The 22571-nt window shown below is 75.0% G+C and carries 19 protein-coding genes and 1 tRNA gene; 9 read left to right on the top strand and 11 right to left on the bottom strand.

Annotation, left to right across the window (positions count from 1 at the left end):
• The first annotated feature begins 16 nt into the window (after window positions 1–16).
• From FN207_RS23225 to FN207_RS23205, 5 genes are all read left to right on the top strand, one after another.
• Complete coding sequence (locus FN207_RS23225; RefSeq protein WP_142460828.1) at window positions 17–928, top strand: metallophosphoesterase; 912 nt, start codon at window positions 17–19, stop codon at window positions 926–928.
• Between the two features lie 60 nt (window positions 929–988).
• Window positions 989–1062 (top strand) — tRNA-Pro (locus FN207_RS23220).
• Window positions 1063–1152: 90 nt separating this feature from the next.
• A complete protein-coding gene (locus FN207_RS23215; protein WP_142460827.1) occupies window positions 1153–2499 on the top strand; it encodes a hemolysin family protein in 1347 nt (448 codons plus the stop codon).
• Window positions 2496–3617: a hemolysin family protein gene (locus FN207_RS23210; protein WP_142460826.1), complete on the top strand. Its 1122-nt coding sequence runs from the start codon at window positions 2496–2498 to the stop codon at window positions 3615–3617. The genes FN207_RS23215 and FN207_RS23210 overlap by 4 nt, the downstream gene beginning before the upstream one ends.
• Window positions 3618–3621: 4 nt before the next feature.
• Entirely contained in the window at window positions 3622–5403 is a 1782-nt protein-coding gene (locus FN207_RS23205) for a S9 family peptidase (RefSeq protein ID WP_142460825.1), read from the top strand.
• Here FN207_RS23205 and FN207_RS23200 read toward each other — a convergent pair.
• From FN207_RS23200 to FN207_RS23190, 3 genes are read right to left on the bottom strand one after another with little or no spacing between them, the layout of a single operon-like run.
• Window positions 5336–6595 carry a glycosyltransferase 87 family protein gene (locus tag FN207_RS23200; RefSeq protein ID WP_142460824.1) on the bottom strand — a complete coding sequence of 420 codons (1260 nt, stop codon included), beginning with the start codon at window positions 6593–6595 and terminating at the stop codon, window positions 5336–5338. The genes FN207_RS23205 and FN207_RS23200 overlap by 68 nt on opposite strands.
• A 5-nt stretch (window positions 6596–6600) precedes the next feature.
• Window positions 6601–7650, bottom strand: a complete 1050-nt coding sequence (locus FN207_RS23195) for an aspartate-semialdehyde dehydrogenase (protein WP_142460823.1) — start codon at window positions 7648–7650, stop codon at window positions 6601–6603.
• Window positions 7647–8915: an aspartate kinase gene (locus FN207_RS23190; protein ID WP_142460822.1), complete on the bottom strand. Its 1269-nt coding sequence runs from the start codon at window positions 8913–8915 to the stop codon at window positions 7647–7649. The genes FN207_RS23195 and FN207_RS23190 overlap by 4 nt, the downstream gene beginning before the upstream one ends.
• A 94-nt stretch (window positions 8916–9009) precedes the next feature.
• Between FN207_RS23190 and FN207_RS23185 the strand changes: the two genes are divergently transcribed.
• From FN207_RS23185 to leuA, 3 genes are all read left to right on the top strand, one after another.
• Complete coding sequence (locus FN207_RS23185) at window positions 9010–10602, top strand: phospholipase D family protein (RefSeq protein ID WP_246066297.1); 1593 nt, start codon at window positions 9010–9012, stop codon at window positions 10600–10602.
• Window positions 10603–10816: 214 nt separating this feature from the next.
• Window positions 10817–11461, top strand: a complete 645-nt coding sequence (locus FN207_RS23180; RefSeq protein ID WP_142460820.1) for a helix-turn-helix domain-containing protein — start codon at window positions 10817–10819, stop codon at window positions 11459–11461.
• Between the two features lie 175 nt (window positions 11462–11636).
• Window positions 11637–13373 carry a 2-isopropylmalate synthase gene (gene leuA, locus FN207_RS23175; RefSeq protein WP_246066296.1) on the top strand — a complete coding sequence of 579 codons (1737 nt, stop codon included), beginning with the start codon at window positions 11637–11639 and terminating at the stop codon, window positions 13371–13373.
• A 21-nt stretch (window positions 13374–13394) separates the two neighbouring features.
• Here leuA and mnhG read toward each other — a convergent pair whose 3' ends face one another.
• The 8 genes from mnhG to FN207_RS23135 form a co-directional block, all read right to left on the bottom strand.
• Window positions 13395–13802, bottom strand: coding sequence for a monovalent cation/H(+) antiporter subunit G (gene mnhG, locus FN207_RS23170; RefSeq protein ID WP_142460819.1), 408 nt, complete (start codon window positions 13800–13802; stop codon window positions 13395–13397).
• A complete protein-coding gene (locus FN207_RS23165) occupies window positions 13799–14128 on the bottom strand; it encodes an MrpF/PhaF family protein (RefSeq protein WP_142460818.1) in 330 nt (109 codons plus the stop codon). Before FN207_RS23165 ends, mnhG begins: the two co-directional genes overlap by 4 nt.
• Window positions 14125–14685 carry a Na+/H+ antiporter subunit E gene (locus FN207_RS23160; protein WP_142460817.1) on the bottom strand — a complete coding sequence of 187 codons (561 nt, stop codon included), beginning with the start codon at window positions 14683–14685 and terminating at the stop codon, window positions 14125–14127. Before FN207_RS23160 ends, FN207_RS23165 begins: the two co-directional genes overlap by 4 nt.
• Window positions 14682–16367, bottom strand: a complete 1686-nt coding sequence (locus FN207_RS23155; RefSeq protein WP_185938532.1) for a Na+/H+ antiporter subunit D — start codon at window positions 16365–16367, stop codon at window positions 14682–14684. Before FN207_RS23155 ends, FN207_RS23160 begins: the two co-directional genes overlap by 4 nt.
• On the bottom strand, window positions 16364–16855 hold the full coding sequence (locus FN207_RS23150) for a Na(+)/H(+) antiporter subunit C (RefSeq protein ID WP_142460816.1): 492 nt from the start codon (window positions 16853–16855) through the stop codon (window positions 16364–16366). The genes FN207_RS23155 and FN207_RS23150 overlap by 4 nt, the downstream gene beginning before the upstream one ends.
• Window positions 16852–19728 (bottom strand): Na+/H+ antiporter subunit A, encoded by a 2877-nt coding sequence (locus FN207_RS23145; RefSeq protein ID WP_142460815.1) that lies wholly within the window; start codon window positions 19726–19728, stop codon window positions 16852–16854. Before FN207_RS23145 ends, FN207_RS23150 begins: the two co-directional genes overlap by 4 nt.
• 112 nt (window positions 19729–19840) lie before the next feature.
• On the bottom strand, window positions 19841–20500 hold the full coding sequence (locus tag FN207_RS23140; RefSeq protein ID WP_142460814.1) for a response regulator: 660 nt from the start codon (window positions 20498–20500) through the stop codon (window positions 19841–19843).
• Window positions 20497–21669 carry a sensor histidine kinase gene (locus FN207_RS23135; protein WP_142460813.1) on the bottom strand — a complete coding sequence of 391 codons (1173 nt, stop codon included), beginning with the start codon at window positions 21667–21669 and terminating at the stop codon, window positions 20497–20499. The genes FN207_RS23140 and FN207_RS23135 overlap by 4 nt, the downstream gene beginning before the upstream one ends.
• 185 nt (window positions 21670–21854) lie before the next feature.
• On the opposite strand from FN207_RS23135, the gene FN207_RS23130 reads away from it, so the two are divergent.
• Window positions 21855–22562: a hypothetical protein gene (locus FN207_RS23130; RefSeq protein WP_142460812.1), complete on the top strand. Its 708-nt coding sequence runs from the start codon at window positions 21855–21857 to the stop codon at window positions 22560–22562.
• Window positions 22563–22571 lie beyond the last annotated feature (9 nt).

Genomic DNA, 22571 nt, shown 5'->3' with positions numbered 1-22571 from the left:
CCGTAGGCTCCGGCCCGTGCGCTGGTACACCGCCCTCCCCACGGCCACCGTCGCGGCGGGCGCCTCCACGGTCGCCTACGCGTCCCTGGTCGAGCGCAACCGCTGGACGCTGCGCCGCTTCGACGTGCCCGTGCTCGCGCCCGGCTCGGCGCCGCTGACGGTCCTGCACCTGTCGGACCTGCACATGACCGCCGGGCAGCGCTCCAAGCGGGACTGGGTGGCCGCCCTCGACGGCCTCGAGCCCGACCTCGTCGTCGACACCGGGGACAACCTGGCCGGGATGGACGCCGTCCCCACCGTGCTGCAGGCGCTGGACCCGCTGCTCGACCGGCCCGGCGCGTTCGTCACCTCCTCCAACGACTACTACGCGCCGCGGCCGAAGAACCCCCTCAGCTACCTGACCAAGCCGGACAAGCGGATCCACGGCATCGACCTGCCATGGCACGACCTGCGCGACGGGATGACCGGCCGCGGCTGGCTGGACCTCACCAACGCGCGCGGTGAGCTGACCGTCGACGGCCGCCGGATCGTGTTCGCCGGGTGCGACGACCCGCACATCCGGCGGGACCGCTACGACCTCGTCGAGGGCCCGGCCGACCCGACGGCGGACCTGCGGATCGGCGTCGTCCACTCCCCCGAGCCGCGGGTGCTCGACCGCTTCGCCGCCGACGGCTACGACCTGCTGCTGTGCGGGCACACCCACGGCGGGCAGCTGCGGGTGCCGTTCTACGGCGCGCTGGTGACCAACTGCGGCATCGACCGGGACCGGGTCCGCTGGCTGCACCGGTGGGCGGAGCCCGCGCCGGGGCGGCCGAACGGCACCTGGCTGCACGTCTCCGCGGGCCTGGGCACCAGCCCCTACGCGCCCGCCCGGTTCGCCTGCCCGCCCGAGGCGACACTGCTCACGCTGACGGCGCGACCGGCCTGACGCGCGGCCGACCCGCCGCCGGGCGGGTCGCGCGGCTCGGCTACAGTGGTCGAGGAACGCCGGGGTGTGGCGCAGCTTGGTAGCGCGCGTCGTTCGGGACGACGAGGCCGCAGGTTCAAATCCTGTCACCCCGACTCCAGCCGAGGGGCCGCCGGAAGGCGGCCCCTCGGCCGTTCCGGGCGCCTTCCGGTTGGGATCAGCGCGCGGCGGGCACCGGGGACCTGATGACCGAGTGGCTGCTCCTCCTCGCCGCCGTGGTGCTCACGGCACTCACCGGCTTCTTCGTCGCGGCCGAGTTCTCCCTCACGACCGTCGACCGCGGCCGTGCCGAGGAGGCCGCGCGGGCCGGTGACACGCGCGCCGGCGGGGTCGTGGCGGCGCTGCGGTCGCTGTCCACCCAGCTCTCGGCCGCCCAGCTGGGCATCACGCTGACCACCCTGGTCGTCGGCTACCTCGCCGAGCCCGCGATCGGCCAGCTCCTGCACGGCCCGCTGGAGTCCCTGGGGCTCTCGCAGGCCGCGGCCACGGGCGTCTCCTACGGCCTGGCGCTGGCCCTGGCGACGACGCTGCAGATGCTGCTCGGCGAGCTCGGCCCCAAGAACCTCGCGATCGCCAACCCGCTCGGGGTGGCCCGCTGGGTCGCGCCGGGGATGCGGGCGTTCACCGCGGTCTCCGGCCCCGTCGTCAACTCCCTGCAGCGGCTGGCCAACGCGATCGTGCGCCGGCTGGGCTTCGAGCCGCGCGAGGAGCTCGACTCCGCGCGCGGCGCCGACGAGCTGGCCGCGGTGGCCCGCCGCTCGGCCCAGGAGGGCGACCTCTCCCCCGTCGCCGCCCGCCTGCTCGAGCGCTCCCTGGGCCTGCGCGCCAAGTACGCCACCGACGTCATGACGCCGCGCACCCGGCTGTGGACGCTGCGGGCCAGCGCCACCGCCGCCGACGTCATCACCGCGGCCACCGAGTCGGGCAACTCGCGGTTCCCGGTCTACGGCTCCGACCTCGACGAGGTCACCGGCGTGGTGCACGTCAAGCGCGCGGTCGCCGTCCCGGAGGCCGAGCGGGGCCGCCGCACCGCCGGTGAGCTCGCCGACCCGGTCCTCGCCGTCCCGTCGTCGCTGAAGCTGGAGCGGCTGCTGGACCTGCTGCGCGAGCAGGGCCTGCAGATCGCCCTGGTGGTCGACGAGTGGGGCGCCACGCACGGCGTCGTGACGCTGGAGGACATCGTGGAGGAGCTGGTCGGCGAGATCACCGACGAGACCGACCGGCCGCTGCGGACCGCGCGCCGGGTCGACGACGTCCGGTGGGTGCTCTCCGGGCTGCTGCGCCCCGACGAGGTGCTCGACCGCACCGGGATCGTCGTCCCCGAGGGCCGCTACGAGACGCTGGCCGGCTTCCTCGCCGAGCGGCTGCAGAAGCTGCCCGACGTCGGCGACACCGTCGAGCTCGACGGGGCGCGGCTGACCGTGGAGACCCTCGACGGCCGCCGGATCGCGCGGGTGCAGGCCGAGCGGACGGTGGTGCTGCCCCCGGGCGCCACGGCCTCGCGGGTGCGCGCGGAGCGGACGGCGGCATGAGCGACGTCGTCAGCCTGCTGATCCTCATCGCGCTGCTCCTGGGCAACGCGTTCTTCGTGGCGGCCGAGTTCGCCCTCGTGTCCGCGCGGGTGGACCAGATCGAGCCGCGGGCCGACGCCGGCTCGGTGCGCGCGGCGAGGACGCTGGCGGCGATGCGCAACGTGTCGCAGATGATGGCCGGCGCGCAGCTGGGCATCACGCTGTGCTCGCTGGGCCTGGGCGCCGTGGGCGAGCCGGCGGTGGCCCACCTCATCGAGGCCCCGCTGCACGCGCTCGGCGTCCCGGACGCGCTGCTGCACCCGATCGCCCTGGTCATCGCGCTGTCGATCGTGACCGTGCTGCACATGGTGCTCGGCGAGATGGTGCCGAAGAACATCACCATCGCCGGCCCCGACCGCGCCGCGATCGCCCTCGGTCCGCCACTGGCCGCCTTCACCCGGCTGCTCAGGCCGGTGATCTGGTTCTTCAACACCACGGCCAACGTCTTCGTGCGGCTGTTCGGCGCCACGCCCACCGACGAGGTCGCCGCCAGCTTCGACGAGACCGAGATCCGGTCGATGATCACGCAGTCGCGCCGCGAGGGGCTGCTGGGCAGCGAGGTCAGCGAACTGGCCGCCGGCGCCCTGACCTTCGAGCAGCACGCCGTCGAGGACGTGCTGCTGCCGATGGACACCGTCGTCACGGTGCCGCGCTCGACCACGCCGCGGCAGCTGGAGGCCGTCGTCGCCGAGCACGGCTTCAGCCGCTACCCGGTGCAGGCCGACGACGGGTCGCTGGTCGGCTTCGTGCACGTCAAGGACGTCCTCGGGATCGAGGCCGCCGGCCGCGACCGGCCGATCCCGGAGGACCTGGTCAACCGGCTGGTGCCCATCGCGCCCGGCACGGGGCTGCCCGAGGTGCTGTCCGAGATGCGCGCGCAGGGCGCCCACCTCGGCGGCGTCGTCGACGCCTCCGGCGGGGAGCGGCGGACCGTGGGCCTGGTGGCGCTGGAGGACGTGCTGGAGCTGCTCATCGGCGACGTCCGCGACGCCGCGGCCGAGCAGGCCCGGGTCATCGCCGACCGGGCCGCCCGCGGCCGGGGCGGCCGACCGGCCGGCGCGGGCGCCGGGGGAAGATGACCGGGTGAGCGCGCCCGTCCTGTCCCCGGAGGTCACCACCCGCTGGCAGGCGCGCTTCCGCGCGCCCCGCGTCAGCCTGCCCGACTGGGCGCTGCGGGCGCCGCAGCGCTGCCTGTACGCCTCCGACGTCAGCGGCGTCGTCGAGCAGTACGCGTGGGACCGCACCACCGACGCGCACCGCCAGGCCACCGACCGGCCCAACGGCACGCTGATCGGCACGCTGTCCCCCGACGGCGAGACCGTCTGGTGGTTCGCCGACACCGACGGCGACGAGTTCGGCGTCTGGATGGTGCAGCCCTTCGCCGGCGGCGAGGACCGGGTCGCCGTCCCCGAGGTCGGCCCCGCCTACCCGGCAGGCCTGGAGATCGGCGACTCGGTGGTCGCGATCGGCCGGTCCACCGACGACGGCAGCGAGCTGTGGTTGGCCCCGGCCGGCGGGACGCCGCGGGTGGTCTACCGGCACGAGGACCCCGCCTCGGTCGACGCGCTCACCCTCGACGACGAGCTGCTGGTCATCTCGCACTCCGAGCACGGCGACCCGCGCTACCCGGCGCTGCGCGTGCTGCGGACGTCCGACGACGCCGTCGTCGCCGAGAAGTGGGACGGCGAGGGACGCGGCCTGCACGCGCTGGAGTTCGCGCCCCTCCCCGGCGACCGGCGGCTGCTGGTCGGCCACGAGCGGCGCGGCCGCGAGGAGCTGCTGGTCTGGGACGTCGCGGCCGACAGCGAGGTCGAGATCGTGCTCGACCTGCCCGGCGACGTGACCGCCGGCTGGTACCCCGACGGGTCGGCGCTGCTGGTCGGGCACGACCACGCCGCCCGCAGCGAGCTGTACCGCTACGACCTCGCCGGCGGGGCGCTGGAGCGGCTGGACACCCCGCCCGGCGTCGTCCGCGGCGCCACCGCCCGCCCGGACGGCACCGTGGAGCTGGCCTGGTCCTCCTCGGCGCTCCCGCCGGTGATCCGCCGCGCCGACGGCCCCGTGGTGCTGGCCGCGCCGGGCGAGGAGCCCCCGGCGGCCCACCCGGTCGAGGACCGCTGGGTGCCCGGCCCCGGCGGGGACGTGCACGCCCTGGTGGTGCGGCCGGCCGGGGAGGCGCCGTACGCGACGGCGTTCCTGGTGCACGGCGGCCCCGAGTCGGCCGACGACGACTCCTACCGTGCCCGCCGGGCCGCCTACGTCGACGCAGGCTACGCGGTCGTGCACGTCAACTACCGCGGCTCCACCGGCTACGGCAGCGCCTGGCGCGACGCGCTGACCGGCCGCCCTGGCCCCACCGAGCTCGAGGACGTCGCCGCCGTCTACGACGCACTGGTCGCCGAGGGCTTCCTCGACCCGGCGCGGGCGCTGATCACCGGCGGCTCGTGGGGCGGCTTCCTCACCCTGCTGGGCCTGGGCACCCAGCCCGAGCGGTGGGCGGCGGGCATCGCCGAGGTCCCCGTGGCCGACTACCTGGCCGCCTACGAGGACGAGATGGAGGGCCTGCGGGCCTACGACCGGGCGCTGTTCGGCGGCTCCCCCGACGAGGTGCGCGAGCGCTACGTGCGGTCCTCGCCGATCACCTACGTCGAGCAGGTGCGCGCGCCGGTGCTCGTCGTCGCCGGGGCCAACGACCCGCGCTGCCCGATCCGCCAGATCGAGAACTACCTCGGCGAGCTCGAGCGGCTGGGCAAGCAGCACGAGGTGTACCGCTTCGACGCCGGCCACGGCTCGCTGGTCATCGAGGAGACGATCCGGCAGGTGGAGACGGCGCTGTCGTTCGCGCTGCGGCACGTCCGGCCGTGACGCGCGCCGGGAGGACGGCGGCCACCACCAGGACGACCAGCAGGTAGAGGTCCTCGACCACGAGCCCCGGGACGCCGAGGTCGTGGTGGTGGCCGGGGTCGGCCTCGGCGAACCAGATCGACGACGACGCCAGGACCAGCGCGGCGACGGCGGCCAGCGCCCCGGCGGACCGGCGGGACCGTGCCCAGGACGGCGTCCCCGGTGCCGCCGGGCTCCCCGCGGCCACGTCGACGAGGACGACCAGCGCCGGCACCAGCCAGACCAGGTGGTGCGACCAGGCGATCGGGCTGACCAGGCAGGCGGCCAGCCCGGTGAGCGCGACACCGGCCAGGTCGTCGCCGGCCCGGGCGGCGCGCACCGCGCGGGTGAGCACCAGCGCGAGGGCGGCGACGGCGAGGACCAGCCACACCAGCCGCGGCGGCTGCTCCGGGTCGGTGAGCCGCGCCAGCCCGCCCAGCAGCGACTGGTTGGAGGTCTTGTCCAGCCGGCCGACCCGGTCGGTCTGCCACAGCGTGGCGGTGAAGAAGCGCCACGAGGTGTCCGGCGCGACCGCGAACGCCAGGCCGGTCGCGACGGCCCCGGTGACGGCCGCCACCGCCGCTGCGCGCCAGCGCCGCGTCAGCAGCAGGTACACCACGAACAGGCCGGGCGTGATCTTCAGCGCCGCGGCCAGCCCGATGCCGACGCCGGCCCACCGCGAACCGCGGCGCAGCGCGGCGACGTCGGCCAGCACCAGCGCCAGCAGCACCAGGTTGACCTGGCCGAAGCCGATGGTCTCCCGCACCGGCTCGAGGACGAACAGCACCGGGACCGCGGCGGCCACGCTGAACCCGGCCGGCCACCCGTGCCGGCGGGCCAGCGGGGCGACCAGCCACCAGGTGACGCCGGCGAGGACGAGGAGGTTGACCGTGGCGTGCACGGCCGCGACCGCCTCGATCGGCAGCAGCGTCATCGGCAGCATGAGCAGCGCGGCGAACGGCGGGTAGGTGAAGCCGTACTGCGTGCGGCCGTACGTGTAGTCGTACAGCGGCCGGCCCGAGCGCCACCACTCGGCCGCGCCGTCGTAGACCCGCAGGTCGAACCAGTTGTGCCAGGGGTCGTTCGGCACCACGACCGAGACCAGCGCGGCCAGCGCCACCAGGGCGAGGACCGCGGCGGTCTGCGCGGCGACCCGCCGGCCGACGGGCGCCACCCCGCTCAGCGCCGGAGCAGCAGCTCGGCGATCTGCACGGTGTTGAGTGCCGCGCCCTTGCGCAGGTTGTCGTTGCTGACGAACAGCACCAGCCCGCGGTCGTCGTCGACGCTCTGGTCCTGCCGGATGCGCCCGACGTAGCTCGGGTCCTGCCCGGCGGCCTGCAGCGGCGTCGGGACGTCGGTGAGCTGCACGCCCGGCGCGTCACCGAGCAGCTCGGTGGCGCGCGCGACGGTCAGCGGGCGGGCGAACTCGACGTTGAGCGACAGCGAGTGGCCGGTGAAGACCGGCACCCGCACGCAGGTGCCCGAGACGCGCAGGTCGGGGATGCCGAGGATCTTGCGGCTCTCGTTGCGGAGCTTCTGCTCCTCGTCGGTCTCGAACGAGCCGTCGTCGACCAGTGCGCCGGCCATCGGCAGCACGTTGAAGGCGATCGGCCGCACGTACTTCTGCGGCTCGGGGAAGGCCACCGCGGCGCCGTCGTGGGTCAGCTCGGCGGCCTTGTCCACGACCGCCTTGACCTGCCCGTCGAGCTCCTCGACGCCGGCCACGCCGCTGCCGGAGACCGCCTGGTAGGTGCTGGCGACGAGCCGGACGAGCTGCGCCTCGTCGTGCAGTGGCCGCAGCACCGGCATCGCGGCCATGGTGGTGCAGTTCGGGTTGGCGACGATGCCCCGGGGGATGTCGGCCAGCGCGTGCGGGTTGACCTCGGCGACGACGAGCGGCACGTCGGGGTCGCGGCGGAACGCGGAGCTGTTGTCGACGACGGTGACGCCGGCCTCGGCGAACCGCGGCGCCTGCACCCGCGAGGTGCTCGCGCCCGCGGAGAACAGCGCGACGTCGAGACCGGTGGGGTCGGCGGTGGCGGCGTCCTCGACGGTGATCTCGCCGTCGCCCCAGGGGAGCGTGCTGCCGGCGCTGCGGGCGCTGGCGAAGAAGCGCAGCTCGCTCAGCGGGAAGCGGCGCTCGGCGAGGATCTGGCGCATCACGGCGCCGACCTGGCCGGTGGCGCCGACGATCCCGACCCGCAGGCCGTCACTGCTGAACGCGGTCATCGTCCGGTCCCTCCGTAGACCACGGCCTCGGCCTCGTCGGTGCCGAGGTCGAAGGCGTCGTGCACCGCGCGGACGGCGACGTCGACGTCGGTGTCGCGGCAGACCACGGAGATGCGGATCTCCGAGGTGCTGATGAGCTCGAGGTTCACGCCGGCGTCGGCCAGGGCGCCGAAGAAGCGGGCCGAGACGCCGGGGTGGCTGCGCATGCCGGCGCCGACCAGGCTCACCTTCCCGATGTGCTGGTCGAAGCGGACGTCGCTGTAGCCGACGGTGTGCTTGACCTTCTCCAGCGCGGCGATCGCGGCCGGGCCGTCGCTCTTGGGCAGCGTGAAGGAGATGTCGGCGAGCTTGCTGGCCTCGGCCGACACGTTCTGCACGATCATGTCGATGTTGATCTCGGCGTCGGCCAGGACGCGGAAGAGCTGCGCGGCCTCGCCCGGGCGGTCCGGGACGCCGTAGACGGTGATCTTGCCCTCGCTGCGGTCGTGCGCGACGCCGGTGATGATCGCCTGTTCCACGCTGAGGTCCTCCATCGAGCCGGCCACCACGGTGCCGGGGAGCTGTGAGTAGGAGCTGCGGACGTGCACCGGGATGCCGTAGCGGCGGGCGTACTCGACGCAGCGGAGCATGAGCACCTTGGCGCCGGAGGCCGCGAGCTCGAGCATCTCCTCGTAGGTGACGGTCTGGAGCCGCCGGGCGTTCGGGACGATCCGCGGGTCGGCGGTGAAGACGCCGTCGACGTCGGTGTAGATCTCGCAGACGTCGGCCCGCAGCGCCGCGGCGACGGCGACCGCGGTGGTGTCCGAGCCGCCGCGGCCGAGGGTGGTGATGTCCTTGGTGTCCTGGCTGACGCCCTGGAACCCGGCGACGATGACGATCGACCCCTCGTCGAGCGCCGAGCGCAGCCGGCCGGGCGTGACGTCGATGATCCGCGCCTTGCCGTGGCTGCTGGTGGTGATCACACCGGCCTGCGAGCCGGTGAACGAGCGGGCCTCGTAGCCGTGCGTGTTGATCGCGATGGCCAGCAGCGCCATCGAGATGCGCTCACCCGCGGTGAGCAGCATGTCGAGCTCGCGGCCGGGCGGGTCGTCGGTGATCTGCGCGGCCTGGTCGAGCAGCTCGTCGGTGGTGTCACCCATCGCGGAGACCACGACGACGACGTCGTTGCCGGCCGTCTTCTCCGCGACGATGCGCTCCGCGACGCGCTTGATGTGGGCGGCGGAGGCCACGGAGGAGCCACCGTACTTCTGCACGACGAGGGCCACGGGTCCACAGGCTACCGATGCCCGCACCCGATCCCGGGATCCAGTCCGGCGCCGTCCCATTGCGCCCCTCCCCGGCGCACGATGTGATCACCGCGTGACCGCTCCCGAGGACTGGCTGCTCAGCGCCGAGGAACGGGGCAACGCGGCCACCGACCTGCCCGCCTGGACCGAGGGCAACCTCGCGGTGCCCCTCGTGCACGGCTCGGAGTACTTCGACCGGCTGGTCGACTGCGTCGAGGCGCTCGACGAGGACGACCACCTCTTCTTCACCGACTGGCGCGGCGATCCCGACGAGGAGCTGCGCCCCGGCGGGCCGACCGTCGCGCAGTTGTTCACCGAGGCGGTGCAGCGCGGCGTGACGGTGCGCGGGCTGGTGTGGCGCTCGCACGTCGACTGGCTGTCGTTCAGCGCCCGCGAGAACCGGGCGCTGGACCGCGAGGTCGAGGACGGCGGCGGGCTGGTGGTGCTCGACCAGCGCGTGCGCCGCGGCGGCAGCCACCACCAGAAACTCGTCGTCTGCCGGCACGACCAGGACCCCACGAAGGACGCCGCGTTCGTGGGCGGCATCGACCTGTGCCACAGCCGTCGCGACGACGCCGAGCACCGTGGCGACCCGCAGTCGCTGCCGATGGCGGCGGCCTACGGCCCGACGCCGCCGTGGCACGACGTGCAGCTGATGATCCGCGGGCCGGCGGTCGCGGCGCTGGACACGGTGTTCCGGGAGCGCTGGGACGACCCGATGGACCCCGACGAGGGCAACCCCATCGCCCACGTCATCGACCGGCTGAGCAAGAGCCGGATGTTCGCCGACCGGCTGGAGCCCCAGCTGCCTCCTCCGCCGCACATGGGACCGCACCTGGTGCAGAACCTGCGCACCTACCCGGCGCTGCGGCGGGGGTACCGGTTCGCCCCCGATGGCGAGCGCTCGGTGGCCCGCGGCTACTCCAAGGCGATCCGCCGGGCCCGCCGGCTGATCTACCTCGAGGACCAGTACATGTGGTCCTCCGAGGTCGCGCAGCTGTTCGCCGACGCGCTGCGGGAGCACCCGGACCTGCACCTGGTCGTCGTCGTCCCCCGTGTCCCCGACCAGGACGGCGCCATCGGGAAGACCCCGCAGTACGTGGGCCGCTGGCAGGCGCTGGAGTTGTGCCGCAAGGCCGGCCGTGACCGGGTGCACGTGTTCGACATCGAGAACCACGAGGGGACGCCGGTCTACGTGCACGCCAAGGTGTGCGTGGTCGACGACGTGTGGGCCAGCGTGGGCAGCGACAACTTCAACCGCCGCTCGTGGACGCACGACAGCGAGCTCTCCAGCGCCGTCCTCGACACCACCCTCGACCCGCGCGAGCCGCGCGACCCCGCCGGCACCGGCGACGGCGCGCGCACCTTCGCCCGGGACCTGCGGCTGGTCCTGGCCCGCGAGCACACCGACCGCGCCGCCGACGGCAGCGAGGACGCCGACCTGCTCGACCCCGCGGCTTTCGTCACGACGCTGGAGGCCCAGGCCGACGAGCTCGACGCCTGGCACGCCGGCGGCCGCCGCGGCCCCCGCCCCCGCGGCCGGCTGCGGCACCACCGGCCCGAGCAGCTGTCCCTGACCACCCGTCTCTGGGCGACGCCGCTGTACCGGCTCGTCGACGACCCCGACGGCCGCCCCCTGCGCCTCCGCCGCCGCGGCGAGTTCTGACCCGGACGCGCCCCGGCAGCCGCCCCTCCCCCGGACCGACCTCTCCCCCGCCGACTCGTGCTCTGCCCCCGCCCGCGGGGCAGAGCACGAGGGACGGGGCCGGTGCTACACCACCGAAGCTCGTGCTGTGCCCCGTGCCTGTGGGCAGAGCACGAGCTTCCCCAGGTGGACCTGCAGGCCCGCTCTCGGGGCCTGATCGACCCACGCTCAGCGCATGGCCGACTTCGATCTCGCGGGCGCCGTGCGGCGCATCCGCAGGACGGCTGACCTGTCCCAGCGCGAGCTGGCTGGAGTGTCCGAGCTGTCCAAGTCGAGCATCGCGGCCATCGAGGGTGGCCAACGTGGGCTCGATGCCCGAGCACTGGCCCGGCTGGCCGCCGTCGCCGGGCTGCGGCTGGTCCTGGTGGACGCGCGGGGCGACGAGGTCGCGCCCATGGACGGTGACGCGGTGCGGGACGAGGGCGGCCGCTTCTTCCCGGCCCACCTCGACACCCGGCACGGCGACGACGGCTGGTGGCACGGGCCGCACCGCCGGGACCGCACGCCGGTCACGTACACGTTCACCCGCGTGCGGCCCTGGCGGGACCGCCTGCGGCAGGCGCGCGGCGGCACTCCCGACGACCATCAGATCCCGCGCGCCGGCGACTCGCTGGCCCAGCGGGCCGCGGCCCGGCGGGCGGCGGTGGAGCGGGTCCGCGCCGCAGAACGCGCCCGGCGCCCGGCGGAGCCGTTCGTCGACGACTTCCTGTGCGAGTGCCCGCCGGCCTGCGAGGACCTGCTGCTCGACGAGCGCCCGCCCACCCCGGGCCGCCCGGCGCCGCACGCGCCGGACTGCGTGTGTCACTGCGACCTGAGCTGACCCGCTGCTACCGTGGGCGCGTGCGCGGCAGCCTCCTGCTTACCCGCCGCGGCGAGGCCCTCTCCTAGGTCGGCTCCCTCGCCGCGGAGATCCTGCCGTGGTCGAAGACGTCCCCGGCGCCCGCTGACCGCCCCCGGAGCGACAGTCCAGCCCGCGCCAGAGGAGTCAGACCACCGTGAGCAGCCCGCAGCACCCGCACGCCCGCAACCCGCAGCGTCCCTCGGGGATGCCGATCTCCCGCTACGCCCCGTTCCAGCAGATCGACCTGCCCGACCGCACCTGGCCCGACCGCGTCACCACCGCGGCCCCGCGCTGGTGCGCCGTCGACCTGCGCGACGGCAACCAGGCGCTGATCGACCCCATGTCCCCCGACCGCAAGCGCCGCATGTTCGAGCTGCTGGTGCGGATGGGCTACAAGGAGATCGAGGTCGGCTTCCCGGCGGCCAGCCAGACCGACTTCGACTTCATCCGCCAGCTCGTCGAGGACGACCTGGTACCCGACGACGTCACGATCCAGGTCCTCACCCAGGCCCGTGACGAGCTGATCGAGCGCACCTTCGAGTCCCTGCGCGGCGCCCGGCAGGCGATCGTGCACCTCTACAACTCGACCAGCACCCTGCAGCGCCGCGTCGTCTTCAACAGCGACCGCGCCGGCATCGTCGACATCGCCGTCCACGGCGCGCAGCTGGTCCGCAAGCTCGCCGAGCAGGCCGGGGACACCGAGATCCGCTTCGAGTACAGCCCCGAGTCCTTCACCGGCACCGAGCTGGACTTCGCCGTCGAGATCTGCAACGCCGTCACCGACGTGTGGGAGCCGACCCCCGACCGGCCGACCATCCTCAACCTGCCGGCGACCGTCGAGATGGCCGAGCCGACCGTCTACGCCGACCAGGTCGAGTGGATGCACCGCAACCTGGGCCGCCGCGACGCCGTCGTCCTGTCGCTGCACCCGCACAACGACCGGGGCACCGCCGTCGCCGCCGCCGAGCTGGGCTACCGCGCCGGCGCCGACCGCATCGAGGGCTGCCTGTTCGGCAACGGCGAGCGCACCGGCAACGTCGACCTGGTCACCCTGGGCCTGAACCTGTTCAGCCAGGGCATCGACCCGCAGATCGACTTCTCCGACATCGACGAGATCCGCCGCACCGTCGAGTACTGCAACCAGCTGGGCGTGCACGAGCGGCACCCCTACGGCGGCGACCTGGTCTACACCGCCTTCTCCGGCTCCCACCAGGACGCCATCAACAAGGGCTTCACGGCGCTGGAGGCCGACGCGGCCGAGGCCGGCACGCCCGTCGACGAGATGCCGTGGGCGGTTCCGTACCTGCCCATCGACCCCAAGGACGTCGGCCGCAGCTACGAGGCGGTCATCCGGGTCAACAGCCAGTCCGGCAAGGGCGGCGTCGCCTACGTCATGAAGACCGAGAACCACCTCGACCTGCCGCGCCGGCTGCAGATCGAGTTCAGCGCTGTCGTGCAGCGGCACACCGACGACGAGGGCGGTGAGGTCACCGCGCAGCAGATGTGGGCCGCCTTCAGCAGCGAGTACCTGCCCGACCTCGACGCCCCGTGGGGCCGCTTCGCCCTCGCCGGGCACCGGCACACCGCCCACGGCGAGCAGCTCGACGAGATGGTCGTCGAGCTGACCGACGACGGCGTCCCGGTCACCGTGCAGGGCCGCGGCAACGGCCCGATCGCGGCGTTCGTCGACGCGCTGCGGAGCCTGGACGTCGACGTCCGCGTCCTGGACTACGCCGAGCACGCGCTCAGCGCCGGCGGTGACGCCCGCGCCGCCGCCTACGTCGAGTGCGCCGTCGGCGAGCGGGTGCTGTGGGGCGTGGGCATCGACCCGAACATCGTCAGCGCCTCGCTGCGCGCCGTCGTCTCCGCGGTCAACCGCGCCCTGCGGTAGGCAGGGGGTCCGGCCGGGCGGTCAGCCGCCCGGCCGGGCCGCCGGGTGCTCGGGCGGGGCGTCGCCGGGCTCGTCGCCCCGGTAGGCCTCGTCCTGGTGGCCGGTGCCGGTGAACTCGTCGACGAGCAGCAGGTCGCGCCGGACGTGCCGGCGGCGGTAGGCGACGCGGCTGATCAGGTGGGCGCTGACCGGGGCGGTCAGCAGCTGGAACGCCGCCACGAGCAGCAGCATCCAGGCGTTGGCCCAGCCGTCGAGCCGGATGGCGGCGCCGACCATGACGAGCAGGACGCCGAGCACCTGGGGCTTGGTGCCGGCGTGCATCCGGGACAGCACGTCCGGGAACCGGACCAGCCCCAGCCCGGCGGTCAGGCAGAGGACGGCGCCGGCCAGCAGGCAGCCGAAGGCGACGACGTCGGCGAGTGCGGTCACGACCGTCCCTCCGTCTCCTCGGCGGCCACCGGCAGGCCGAGGTCCCGGCCGTCCCCGGTGCGCGAGCGCAGGAGCATCCCGCCGACGTAGCGGGCGACCGACACCGAGCCGACGAAGGCCAGCAGCGACACCACGACCAGCACCGGGACCAGCGTCGGGTCGCGCACCAGCGCGGCGTGGACCGCGAGCCCCGCGGAGATGATCACCAGCAGGGTGTCGGTGGCGACCACCCGGTCCAGCAGGGACGGCCCGCGCGCCAGCCGGACGAGGGCGAGCAGCGCACCCCCGCCGATCAGCGCGTACAGCGCCGCGCCCACGACCGTCACGCCGCCACCTCCGTGCGGGCGCGGTCGAGCGCGTCGACGTCCTCGGCCGCCCCGAAGGCCCGGACCAGGCGCTCCTCGACCAGCAGGACGTTGGCCCGCTTGCGCTCGACGTCGGCGTGGTCGCGGACGGGCAGCAGGTGCAGCGTCATCAGCCGCTGCTCCCGGTCCAGGTCGAGCACCAGCGAGCCGGGCACCAGCGAGGTGGCCTCGGCGACCATCGTGAGCAGCAGGTCGGAGTCCACGCGCAGCTGCACCTGGATGATGGCGGTGCGGCGGACCCCCTGCGGGCGCACGGCCTGCCAGGCGACCTCGGCCCCGGACACGAACAGGTCGGTGACGAAGTGCCCGAGGAAGGCCAGCAGGGGCGCGGGGCGCACCCGCACGCCGCCGACCACGTGCGGCAGCGGCAGCAGGACCAGCACGACCAGCGCCACGGCCAGGCCGGAGAGCAGGTTCGCCCACGACCAGCTGCCCCACAGCAGCATCCAGACCAGCACCAGCCAGACGGCGAGCGGGACCTGGTGGCGCAGCCGGGTGGCGGCGGGCTCGACGGTCACGGCGCCTCCTCCCCGAACACCGACGAGACGTAGGGCGCACGGTCGACGAGGTCGTTCGCGGCCCGGTCGGCGAGGCCGTAGAGCGGTCCGGCGAGCACGGTGAGAGCCACCGTGAGCGCCGCCAGCGCCGCGGTGGCCCCGACCATCGTCCGGGGCAGCGGGCGCAGCGCCCGGACCGCGCCGGCGGCGGGCGGCGTCTCGACCTCGGTCGCCGTCGCCACTGCGGTGTGCCGGCGCCAGGCGTCCTGCAGCGGGGTGCGCGGCCGGTCGTCGTCGTCGGTGGACGCGAGGTCGTCGGAGGGGCGCCGCCGCTGGGTGGCGTCGGCGGCAGCGGCCGCGGCGGTGTCCTCGGCCGGGGCCTGGTTCGGGGACCGCCAGAAGGCGCGGGTCCACACCCGGCCGACCGCGAGCAGCGTGAGCAGGCTGGTGACCACCCCGCCGGCGACCAGCGTGTAGGCGGCGGCGCTGCCCTCGGCGACGCCGGCCTCGAGCAGGCCGAGCTTGCCGATGAAGCCCGACAGCGGCGGGATCCCGGCCAGGTTCATCGCCGGCACGAAGAACAGCACCGCCAGCAGCGGCGAGCGCCGGGCCAGGCCGCCGAGGCGGTCGACGGCCGTCGTCCCGCCCTGGCGCTCGACCAGCCCGGCGACGAGGAACAGCGTGGTCTGGATGGCGATGTGGTGGGCGACGTAGAAGACCGCACCGGCCAGGCCCGCCGCCGTCCCCAGGGCGATGCCGAACACCATGTAGCCGATGTGGCTGACCAGCGTGAACGACAGCATCCGGCGCAGGTCGCTCTGCGCGACGGCGCCGAGGATGCCCACGAGCATGGTCGCCAGCGCCGCCCACATGAGCACGTCGTCGAGCGCGCCGCCGGGGAACAGCAGCGTCTGGGTGCGGATGATCGCGTAGACGCCGACCTTGGTGAGCAGGCCGGCGAAGACGGCGGTGACCGGCGCCGGCGCGGTCGGGTAGCTGTCGGGCAGCCACGCCGACAGCGGGAAGACGGCGGCCTTGATCCCGAAGGCGACCAGCAGCATCGACTGCAGCAGCAGCTGCGTGCCCTCGGGCAGCTCGCCGAGGCGCACCGCCAGCTGCGCCATGTTCACCGTGCCGGTCGCGGCGTAGACCAGGGCGATCGCGGCGAGGAACAGCAGGGAGCTGGTCAGGCTCACCACGATGTAGGTGATGCCGCCGCGGATGCGCGCCGCCGTCCCGCCGAGGGTCAGCAGCACGTAGGACGCCATCAGCAGGATCTCGAAGCCGACGTAGAGGTTGAACAGGTCGCCGGCGAGGAAGGCGTTGCTCACGCCCGCGACGAGCACGAGGAACGTCGGGTGGAAGATCGACAGCGGCGTCTCCTCCGACCCGTCGGCCGCGCCCTGCCCGACGGCGAAGACGAGGACGCCCAGCGCCACGGTCGAGGCGACCACCAGCATCAGCGCCGACAGCCGGTCGACGACCAGGACGATGCCCAGCGGGACCGGCCAGCCGCCGACGGAGACCGCGCCGGCACCCTCGGCGTCGGCGATGAACAGCAGCGCCACGGAGACGGCGAGCACCGCGACGAGCACGACCGTGCTCAGGGTGCGCTGGAAGGTGGGGCGCCGCGCGACCAGCAGCGCGCCGGCCGCGCCGAGCAGCGGGAGCAGCACCGGCAGCGGCGCGAGGACCTCGATCACGGGGCACCGCGCCCGGCCGGGACGTCGACGTCGTCGGCCAGCTCCTCGAGGTCGGCGGGCAGCGAGTCGGCGTGCATGGCCGCGCGGTCCTCGGGGGCGAGGTCGTCGGGGTCGAGCTCGTCGGCGTCGGTGGCCCGGCGGGCGGCGACCCGGCGGTCCTCCTCGTCGGTGCCGACGACCTCGTTGCGGGCCAGCCGCCAGGAGCGGTGGATGATCGCCAGGAGGAACGCCGAGACGCCGAAGGTGATCACGATGGCGGTGAGGATGAGCGCCTGCGGCAGCGGGTCGTTGATGTCCTCGGCGTCGGAGTAGCCGAGGATCGGCGCGAGCCCGGCCGGGCCGCCGGTGGACAGCAGCAGCAGGTTGGTGGCGTTGCCGAGCAGCAGGAAGCCGAGCAGCACGCGGGTGAGGCTGCGGTCGAGCAGCAGGTACACGCCGGCCGCGTAGAGCCCGCCGATCATCACCGGCAGCACGATCGTGGGGGTCATCGCAGCACCACCTCCCCGGGGGTCAGTTCGATCGGGTCCTCCTGGTCCTCCTGGCGGTCGAGCTCCGCGCCCAGGCTGCGCAGCACGTCGAGGACGAGCCCGACGACGATCAGGTAGACGCCGCAGTCGAAGAACAGCGAGGTCACGAGCTTGACGTCGCCGAGCACCGGCAGCGTCGTCTCCAGCACCGCCGTCTGCAGGGCCCCGCCGCCGAGCAGCAGGCCGGCGACGCCGGTGACCCCGGCGATGAGCAGCCCGCTGCCCAGCAGCAGGCCCGGGGCGACCGGCGCGGCCTCACCCAGCTCGTAGCGCCCGCCGGCCAGGTAGCGCAGCACCAGCGCCAGGCCCGCGACCAGCCCGCCGGCGAACCCGCCGCCGGGCTCGTTGTGCCCGCTGAAGAGCAGGTACAGCGAGAAGACCATGATCGTGTGGAACAGCAGCCGGGTGACCACCTCGAGCACGACCGAGCGGCGCGCCGGGTCGAGCGTCGCGGTGGCGGCCAGCCAGCGGTCGCGCGGCGCCCGGCGGCCGCGCTCGCCCGAGCGGGACAGCTCGGCCCGGGTCACCCGGTCCACCCCGCCGGTGCGGCCGCGGAGGAAGACCAGGCTGGCCACGCCGGTGGCGGCGACGACGAGCAGCGAGATCTCGCCGATGGTGTCCCAGGCGCGGATGTCGACCAGCGTCACGTTGACGACGTTCTTGCCGCCGCCGAACTCGTACGCCGACTCGGGCCAGCCCGCCGACACCGGCGTCGCCGTCCGGGCCGCCAGCGCCACCGCGCCGGCCGCGCCCATGAACGCCCCGACCGCGACGGCGATCACCCCGCGGACGGCGCGCTCGCGGGGCCGGTGCCGCTCGGAGATGTCCTTGGGCAGCTTGCGCAGCACCAGCACGAAGACGACGAGGGTCAGCGTCTCGACGAGGAACTGGGTGAGCGCGAGGTCCGGGGCGCCCTGCAGCGCGAAGACGACGGCGATGCCGTAGCCGGTGACGCCCACGACCAGCACCGCGGACAGCCGCTGGCGGATCCGCAGGGTCAGCGCGGCGGCGGTGACGACGACGACGCCGACGACCGCCTGCACCGGGGTGTCCCACGCCCGCCACTCCCCGGGCCAGGGCGCCTGCGTGAGCAGCAGCGTGCCCGGCAGCGCGAGGACGACGACGAGGATCGTGCCGAGGTAGGCCGGCAGGGAGCCGCGCTGGGTGGTGCCGGTGACCAGCACCGACAGCCGGTCGACGCCCTGCACCACGTTCCAGTAGCCCTCGTCGGCCGAGGCCCCGACGGCCACCCGCCCCTGCAGGCGCTGGACGGGCCCGCGGACGGCGAACAGCGCGGCACCGCCGAGCACGGTGAGCGCCGACAGCGCCAGCGCCGGCTGCCAGCCGTGCCACAGCGCCAGGTGCTCGGCCTCCGGCGCGAGGAGCGGCAGCGTCTCGGCGTAGGCGGCGACCAGCGGGTCCAGCAGCGGGCTGGCCGGCCCGAGCACCAGACCGGTGAGCGCGAGGACGGCCGGCGCGGCGAGGAACAGCGCCTCCGGCCGGTGCTCGACCGCGGTGTCGGGGGTGCCGGGCTTGCGGGCGAAGGCGCCCCAGACGAAGCGGGCGGTGTAGGCGGCGGTGAGCACGGAGCCCGCGACCAGGCCGACGAGGACGACCGCGGCGGCGGTCGGGTCGGGCAGGCCGCCGTCGAGGAGCGCGGTGAACGCCGCCTCCTTGCCGACGAAGCCCAGCAGCGGCGGCAGCCCGGCCATCGAGGCCGCGGCGGTGACGCCGATCGCGGCGAGGACCGGCAGCCGCCGGCCGAGGCCGGACAGCCGGCGCAGGTCGCGGGTGCCGGTGGCGTGGTCGACGACGCCGACGGTGAGGAAGAGCGTGGACTTGAACAGCCCGTGCGCCAGGGTCATGGTCAGCCCGGCGGCGGCGAGCTCGGCGCTGCCGGCACCCACCAGGGTCACCAGGAAGCCCAGCTGGCTGACCGTGCCGAAGGCGAGCAGCAGCTTGAGGTCCTTCTGCCGCAGCGCCCGGTAGCCGCCCACGAGCATGGTGGCCACGCCGAGGCCCAGCACCACCGGCCGCCAGCCCGGGACGTCGGCCAGGCCGGGGGCCAGCCGGGCGACGAGGTACACACCGGCCTTCACCATCGCGGCGGCGTGCAGGTAGGCGCTGACCGGCGTCGGCGCCTCCATGGCCGCGGGCAGCCAGAAGTGGAACGGCACCAGCGCGGACTTCGTCACCGCGCCGGCGAGCACCAGAGCCGTGCCCACGGTCATGGCGGTGCCGCTGCCGGGGTCGGCCACGACGTCCGACAGCAGGTAGGAGCCGCTGGCCTGGCCGACGAGGATCAGTCCCACGAGCATCGCCAGGCCGCCGGCGGTGGTGAGGATCAGCGCCTGCGAGGCGGCCCGCCGCGCGGCCAGCCGCCGTCCCGACCCGCCGATCAGCAGGAACGAGAAGACGGTGGTGAGCTCCCAGAAGACGTAGAGCAGGAGCATGTCGTCGGCGAGGACCAGGCCGAGCATCGACCCGGCGAAGGCGGTGAGGCACCCGGCGAAGCGGCCGGTGCCCTCCTCGCCCGGGGAGAAGTAGCGCGCGCAGTAGACCAGCACCAACGCCCCGACGCCGGTGACCAGCGCGGCGAAGGTGAGCGCCAGGGCGTCCAGGCGCAGCGCGACGTCGAGGTCGAGCGCGGGGATCCACCGCACCGTCTCGCGCTGCTCCTCGCCGGCCAGGACCGGGCCGAGCCGGGACAGGACCCAGCCGAAGCCGGCGGCGGGCACGAGGGCCAGGGCGAGGAAGGCCTGCCGCCCCCACCACCGCACGAGCGCGGGCGCCAGCAGGCCGGCGAGCAGGTGGAGGAGCAGCAGTACGAGCACGTGTCTCCGGGAGTCGTGGGCGGCTCGGGGACACCAGGGACGTCGGTCAGGACGGCCGGCGGTGAGCCCAGCGTACCGGGCACGCCGGCCGGACCCTCCGGGCGCGGGCCGGTCAGCGGCCCGGGGAGACCAGTCCCGACTCGTAGGCGAAGGCCACCGCCTGCACCCGGTCGCGCAGGCCGAGCTTGAGCAGCACGCGGCTGACGTGCGTCTTCACCGTCGCCTCACCGAGGTACAGCCGGGCGGCGATCTCGGCGTTGGACAGCCCGGCGGCGACCAGGGCGAGGACGTCGGTCTCCCGCTCGGTGAGCTGCGCCAGCTCCGCGGCCCGCCCGGGGTCGGGCGCGGGCGCGGTGGCGAAGGACCGGATCACCCGCAGGGTCACGGCCGGGTCGAGCAGTCCCTGCCCGGCGGCCACGGTGCGGACCGCGGCGACCAGGTCCTCCGGCGGCGCCACCTTGAGCAGGAACCCGCTGACCCCGGCCCGCAGGGCGGCGGCGACGTACTCGTCCTCGTCGAAGGTGGTGAGCACGACGACGCGGGTGGGCAGGCCGGCGTCGACGATCCGCCGCGCCGCCTCCAAGCCGTCCATCCCGGGCATCCGGACGTCGAGCAGCACGACGTCCGGCGTCAGCTCGGTGACCACGCGGACGCCGCTCGCGCCGTCGCCGGCCTCGCCGACCACCTCGATGTCGGGCTCGGCGGCCAGGACCATCCGCAGGCCGGTGCGGATCATCGACTGGTCGTCGACCAGCACCACCCGGATGCTCACGCGCCCACCGCCGCGGGAACGGTGGCCGGCGCCGGCACCGGGAAGCCGGCACGGACCCGGTAGCCGCCGCCCCGGACCGGCCCGACGTCGAGGTCACCCCCGGCGACGGCGACCCGCTCGCGCATGTGCAGCTGCCCGTGCCCGCCCGGCGCGTGCGGGACCGGCTCCACGCGCGGCCGGCCGTCGTCGGTCACCGTGACCGTGACCCGGCCCGGCGTCCAGGCCACCTCCACGCGGGTGGCCGCGGCGCCGGCGTGCCGCACGACGTTGGACAGCGCCTCCTGCACCACCCGCACGGCCGAGACGTCGACCAGCGGCGGCAGCTCGGCGGGCTCCCCGGTGACCACCAGCTCCACCGGCATCCCGCCGGCGCGCAGCTCGGCGAGGACGGCGTCGAGGCGCGACAGCGAGGGCTGCGGTGCGGTGTCGCCGTCGGCGCCCTCGCGCAGGATGCCCACCACCCGGCGCATCTCGTCGACCGACTCCCGGCCCAGCCGCTCCAGCCCGAGCAGCACCTCCTGCGCCTCCGGGTGGTCGGGCAGCAGCCGCCGCAGGCCGCCCATCTGCAGCACCATCACGCTGACCGCGTGCGCCACGGAGTCGTGCACCTCGCGGGCGATGCGCGCCCGCTCGGCCACGACCGCGGCGCCGGCCACCGCCTCCTGCTGCCCGGCCAGCCGGGCGGCGAGCACCTGCAGCTCGCGGGCGCGCTCGCGCGACTGCCGGACCAGCACGCCGACGCCCCAGGCCGCACCGGTCACGAGCAGGTAGAACACGCTCTCCCAGACGGAGGGCCCGAACACCGCGCCGGCGACGACCACGACCAGCGTCGCGACGACGGCGGCCCGCAGCCCCCTCCGCACCGGCAGGACGGCGGCCGCGTGCCCGACCAGCAGCGCCATGCCGACCAGCTGGGCGCCGCCGGGACCCGGCGTGCCCAGGGCGTAGTTGCCGAGCACCGACAGTGCACCCAGCACCGCCGCCAGCTCGGGCAGCGACGTGCAGGACGCGACGAGCGCCCCGACGGCGATGCCCGGCAGCGCGGCGACCAGCGGGAAGGCGAACACGACGTCGACGGCCACCTCGACGACCGACAACACCCCCAGCAGCACGCCGAGGGCCGGCCAGAGGAACCGGCGCAAGGACGGGGAGGAGGACCAGCGGGGCACGGCGAGCACGCTAGGGGCCCGTGGGGGCTCCCGGGATCCCCCGCGCGGCCGATGGACGCGGCTCCCGCCTCCCCCGTGCGACGGACGCCGGTCGGTCCGCCGGGACGGACGTGCCGGGCACCCCCGCGGCCGCAGAGTCCTCGCCGACGCACCGACCGATGCGGTGCCCGACCCGACGAGGACCGATGACCACCTCCTTCTCCCCCGCTCCCGCCACCCCCGCCGCCGCGGAGCCGCCGGCCCGCGGCACCGGCGCCCTGATGCTCACGCTCGCCGGCGGCGCCATGGTCGCGGGCTCGCTGCTCTACGTGGCCGGCATGCTGACCTCGCCGCCGCAGGACTCCCCCGCCGCCGCCGACTACATCGCCGCCCTGGGCCGCGACGAGGGCCGCACCACGCTCTCGGCGATGCTGCTGCACTACGGCAACATGGCGCTGGCCCTGGCCTGGCTGGCCGCCCCGGCGCTCGTCCGGGGCCGCCGCGGCCGCATCCCGACCGTCGTCGGCGCGCTGATGTCGGCGATCGGCCTGGTCACCGTGACCGGCTTCGTCCTCTACGACTACTGGACCGCCGCGATCGGCCGCGAGCTCGACCCGGCCACCGCCCTGGGCCTGTTCGACGCGGTGGGGGCCAACCCGGGCGTCGCCGTCGTGGGCGTCCTGACGCTGTTCGGGATCCTGGGCCCGGTCGTCGGCTACGTCGGCCTCGCCCGCGCCGGGGTCACCGGCTGGTGGCTGCTGGCGCCGGTCCTCGCCTGCACCGTGGCCTCCGCGGTGGTCCCCTTCTCGCCCCTCACCCACGGCGCCTTCGCGCTGGTCGGCGCCGTCGCCCCGGTCGCCGTCGGCCTGCGGATGCTCGCCCGCTCCCGGGCCGAGGCCGCCGTCGCCGCGTGAGCATGATCA

Source organism: Geodermatophilus aquaeductus (assembly GCF_900182545.1).
Taxonomy (GTDB): Bacteria; Actinomycetota; Actinomycetes; order Mycobacteriales; family Geodermatophilaceae; genus Geodermatophilus; species Geodermatophilus aquaeductus.
Note: the sequence above shows the minus strand (reverse complement) of the source record. Positions and strands in the feature narration are given on the sequence as shown.

Coding starts and splice junctions, on each gene's coding strand:
- FN207_RS23215 (WP_142460827.1), top strand. CDS start 1,153: ATGACCGAGTGGCTGCTCCTCCTCGCCGCCGTGGTGCTCACGGCACTC.
- FN207_RS23210 (WP_142460826.1), top strand. CDS start 2,496: ATGAGCGACGTCGTCAGCCTGCTGATCCTCATCGCGCTGCTCCTGGGC.
- FN207_RS23195 (WP_142460823.1), bottom strand. CDS start 7,650: ATGACCGCGTTCAGCAGTGACGGCCTGCGGGTCGGGATCGTCGGCGCC.
- FN207_RS23180 (WP_142460820.1), top strand. CDS start 10,817: ATGGCCGACTTCGATCTCGCGGGCGCCGTGCGGCGCATCCGCAGGACG.
- FN207_RS23150 (WP_142460816.1), bottom strand. CDS start 16,855: ATGACCCCCACGATCGTGCTGCCGGTGATGATCGGCGGGCTCTACGCG.
- FN207_RS23130 (WP_142460812.1), top strand. CDS start 21,855: ATGACCACCTCCTTCTCCCCCGCTCCCGCCACCCCCGCCGCCGCGGAG.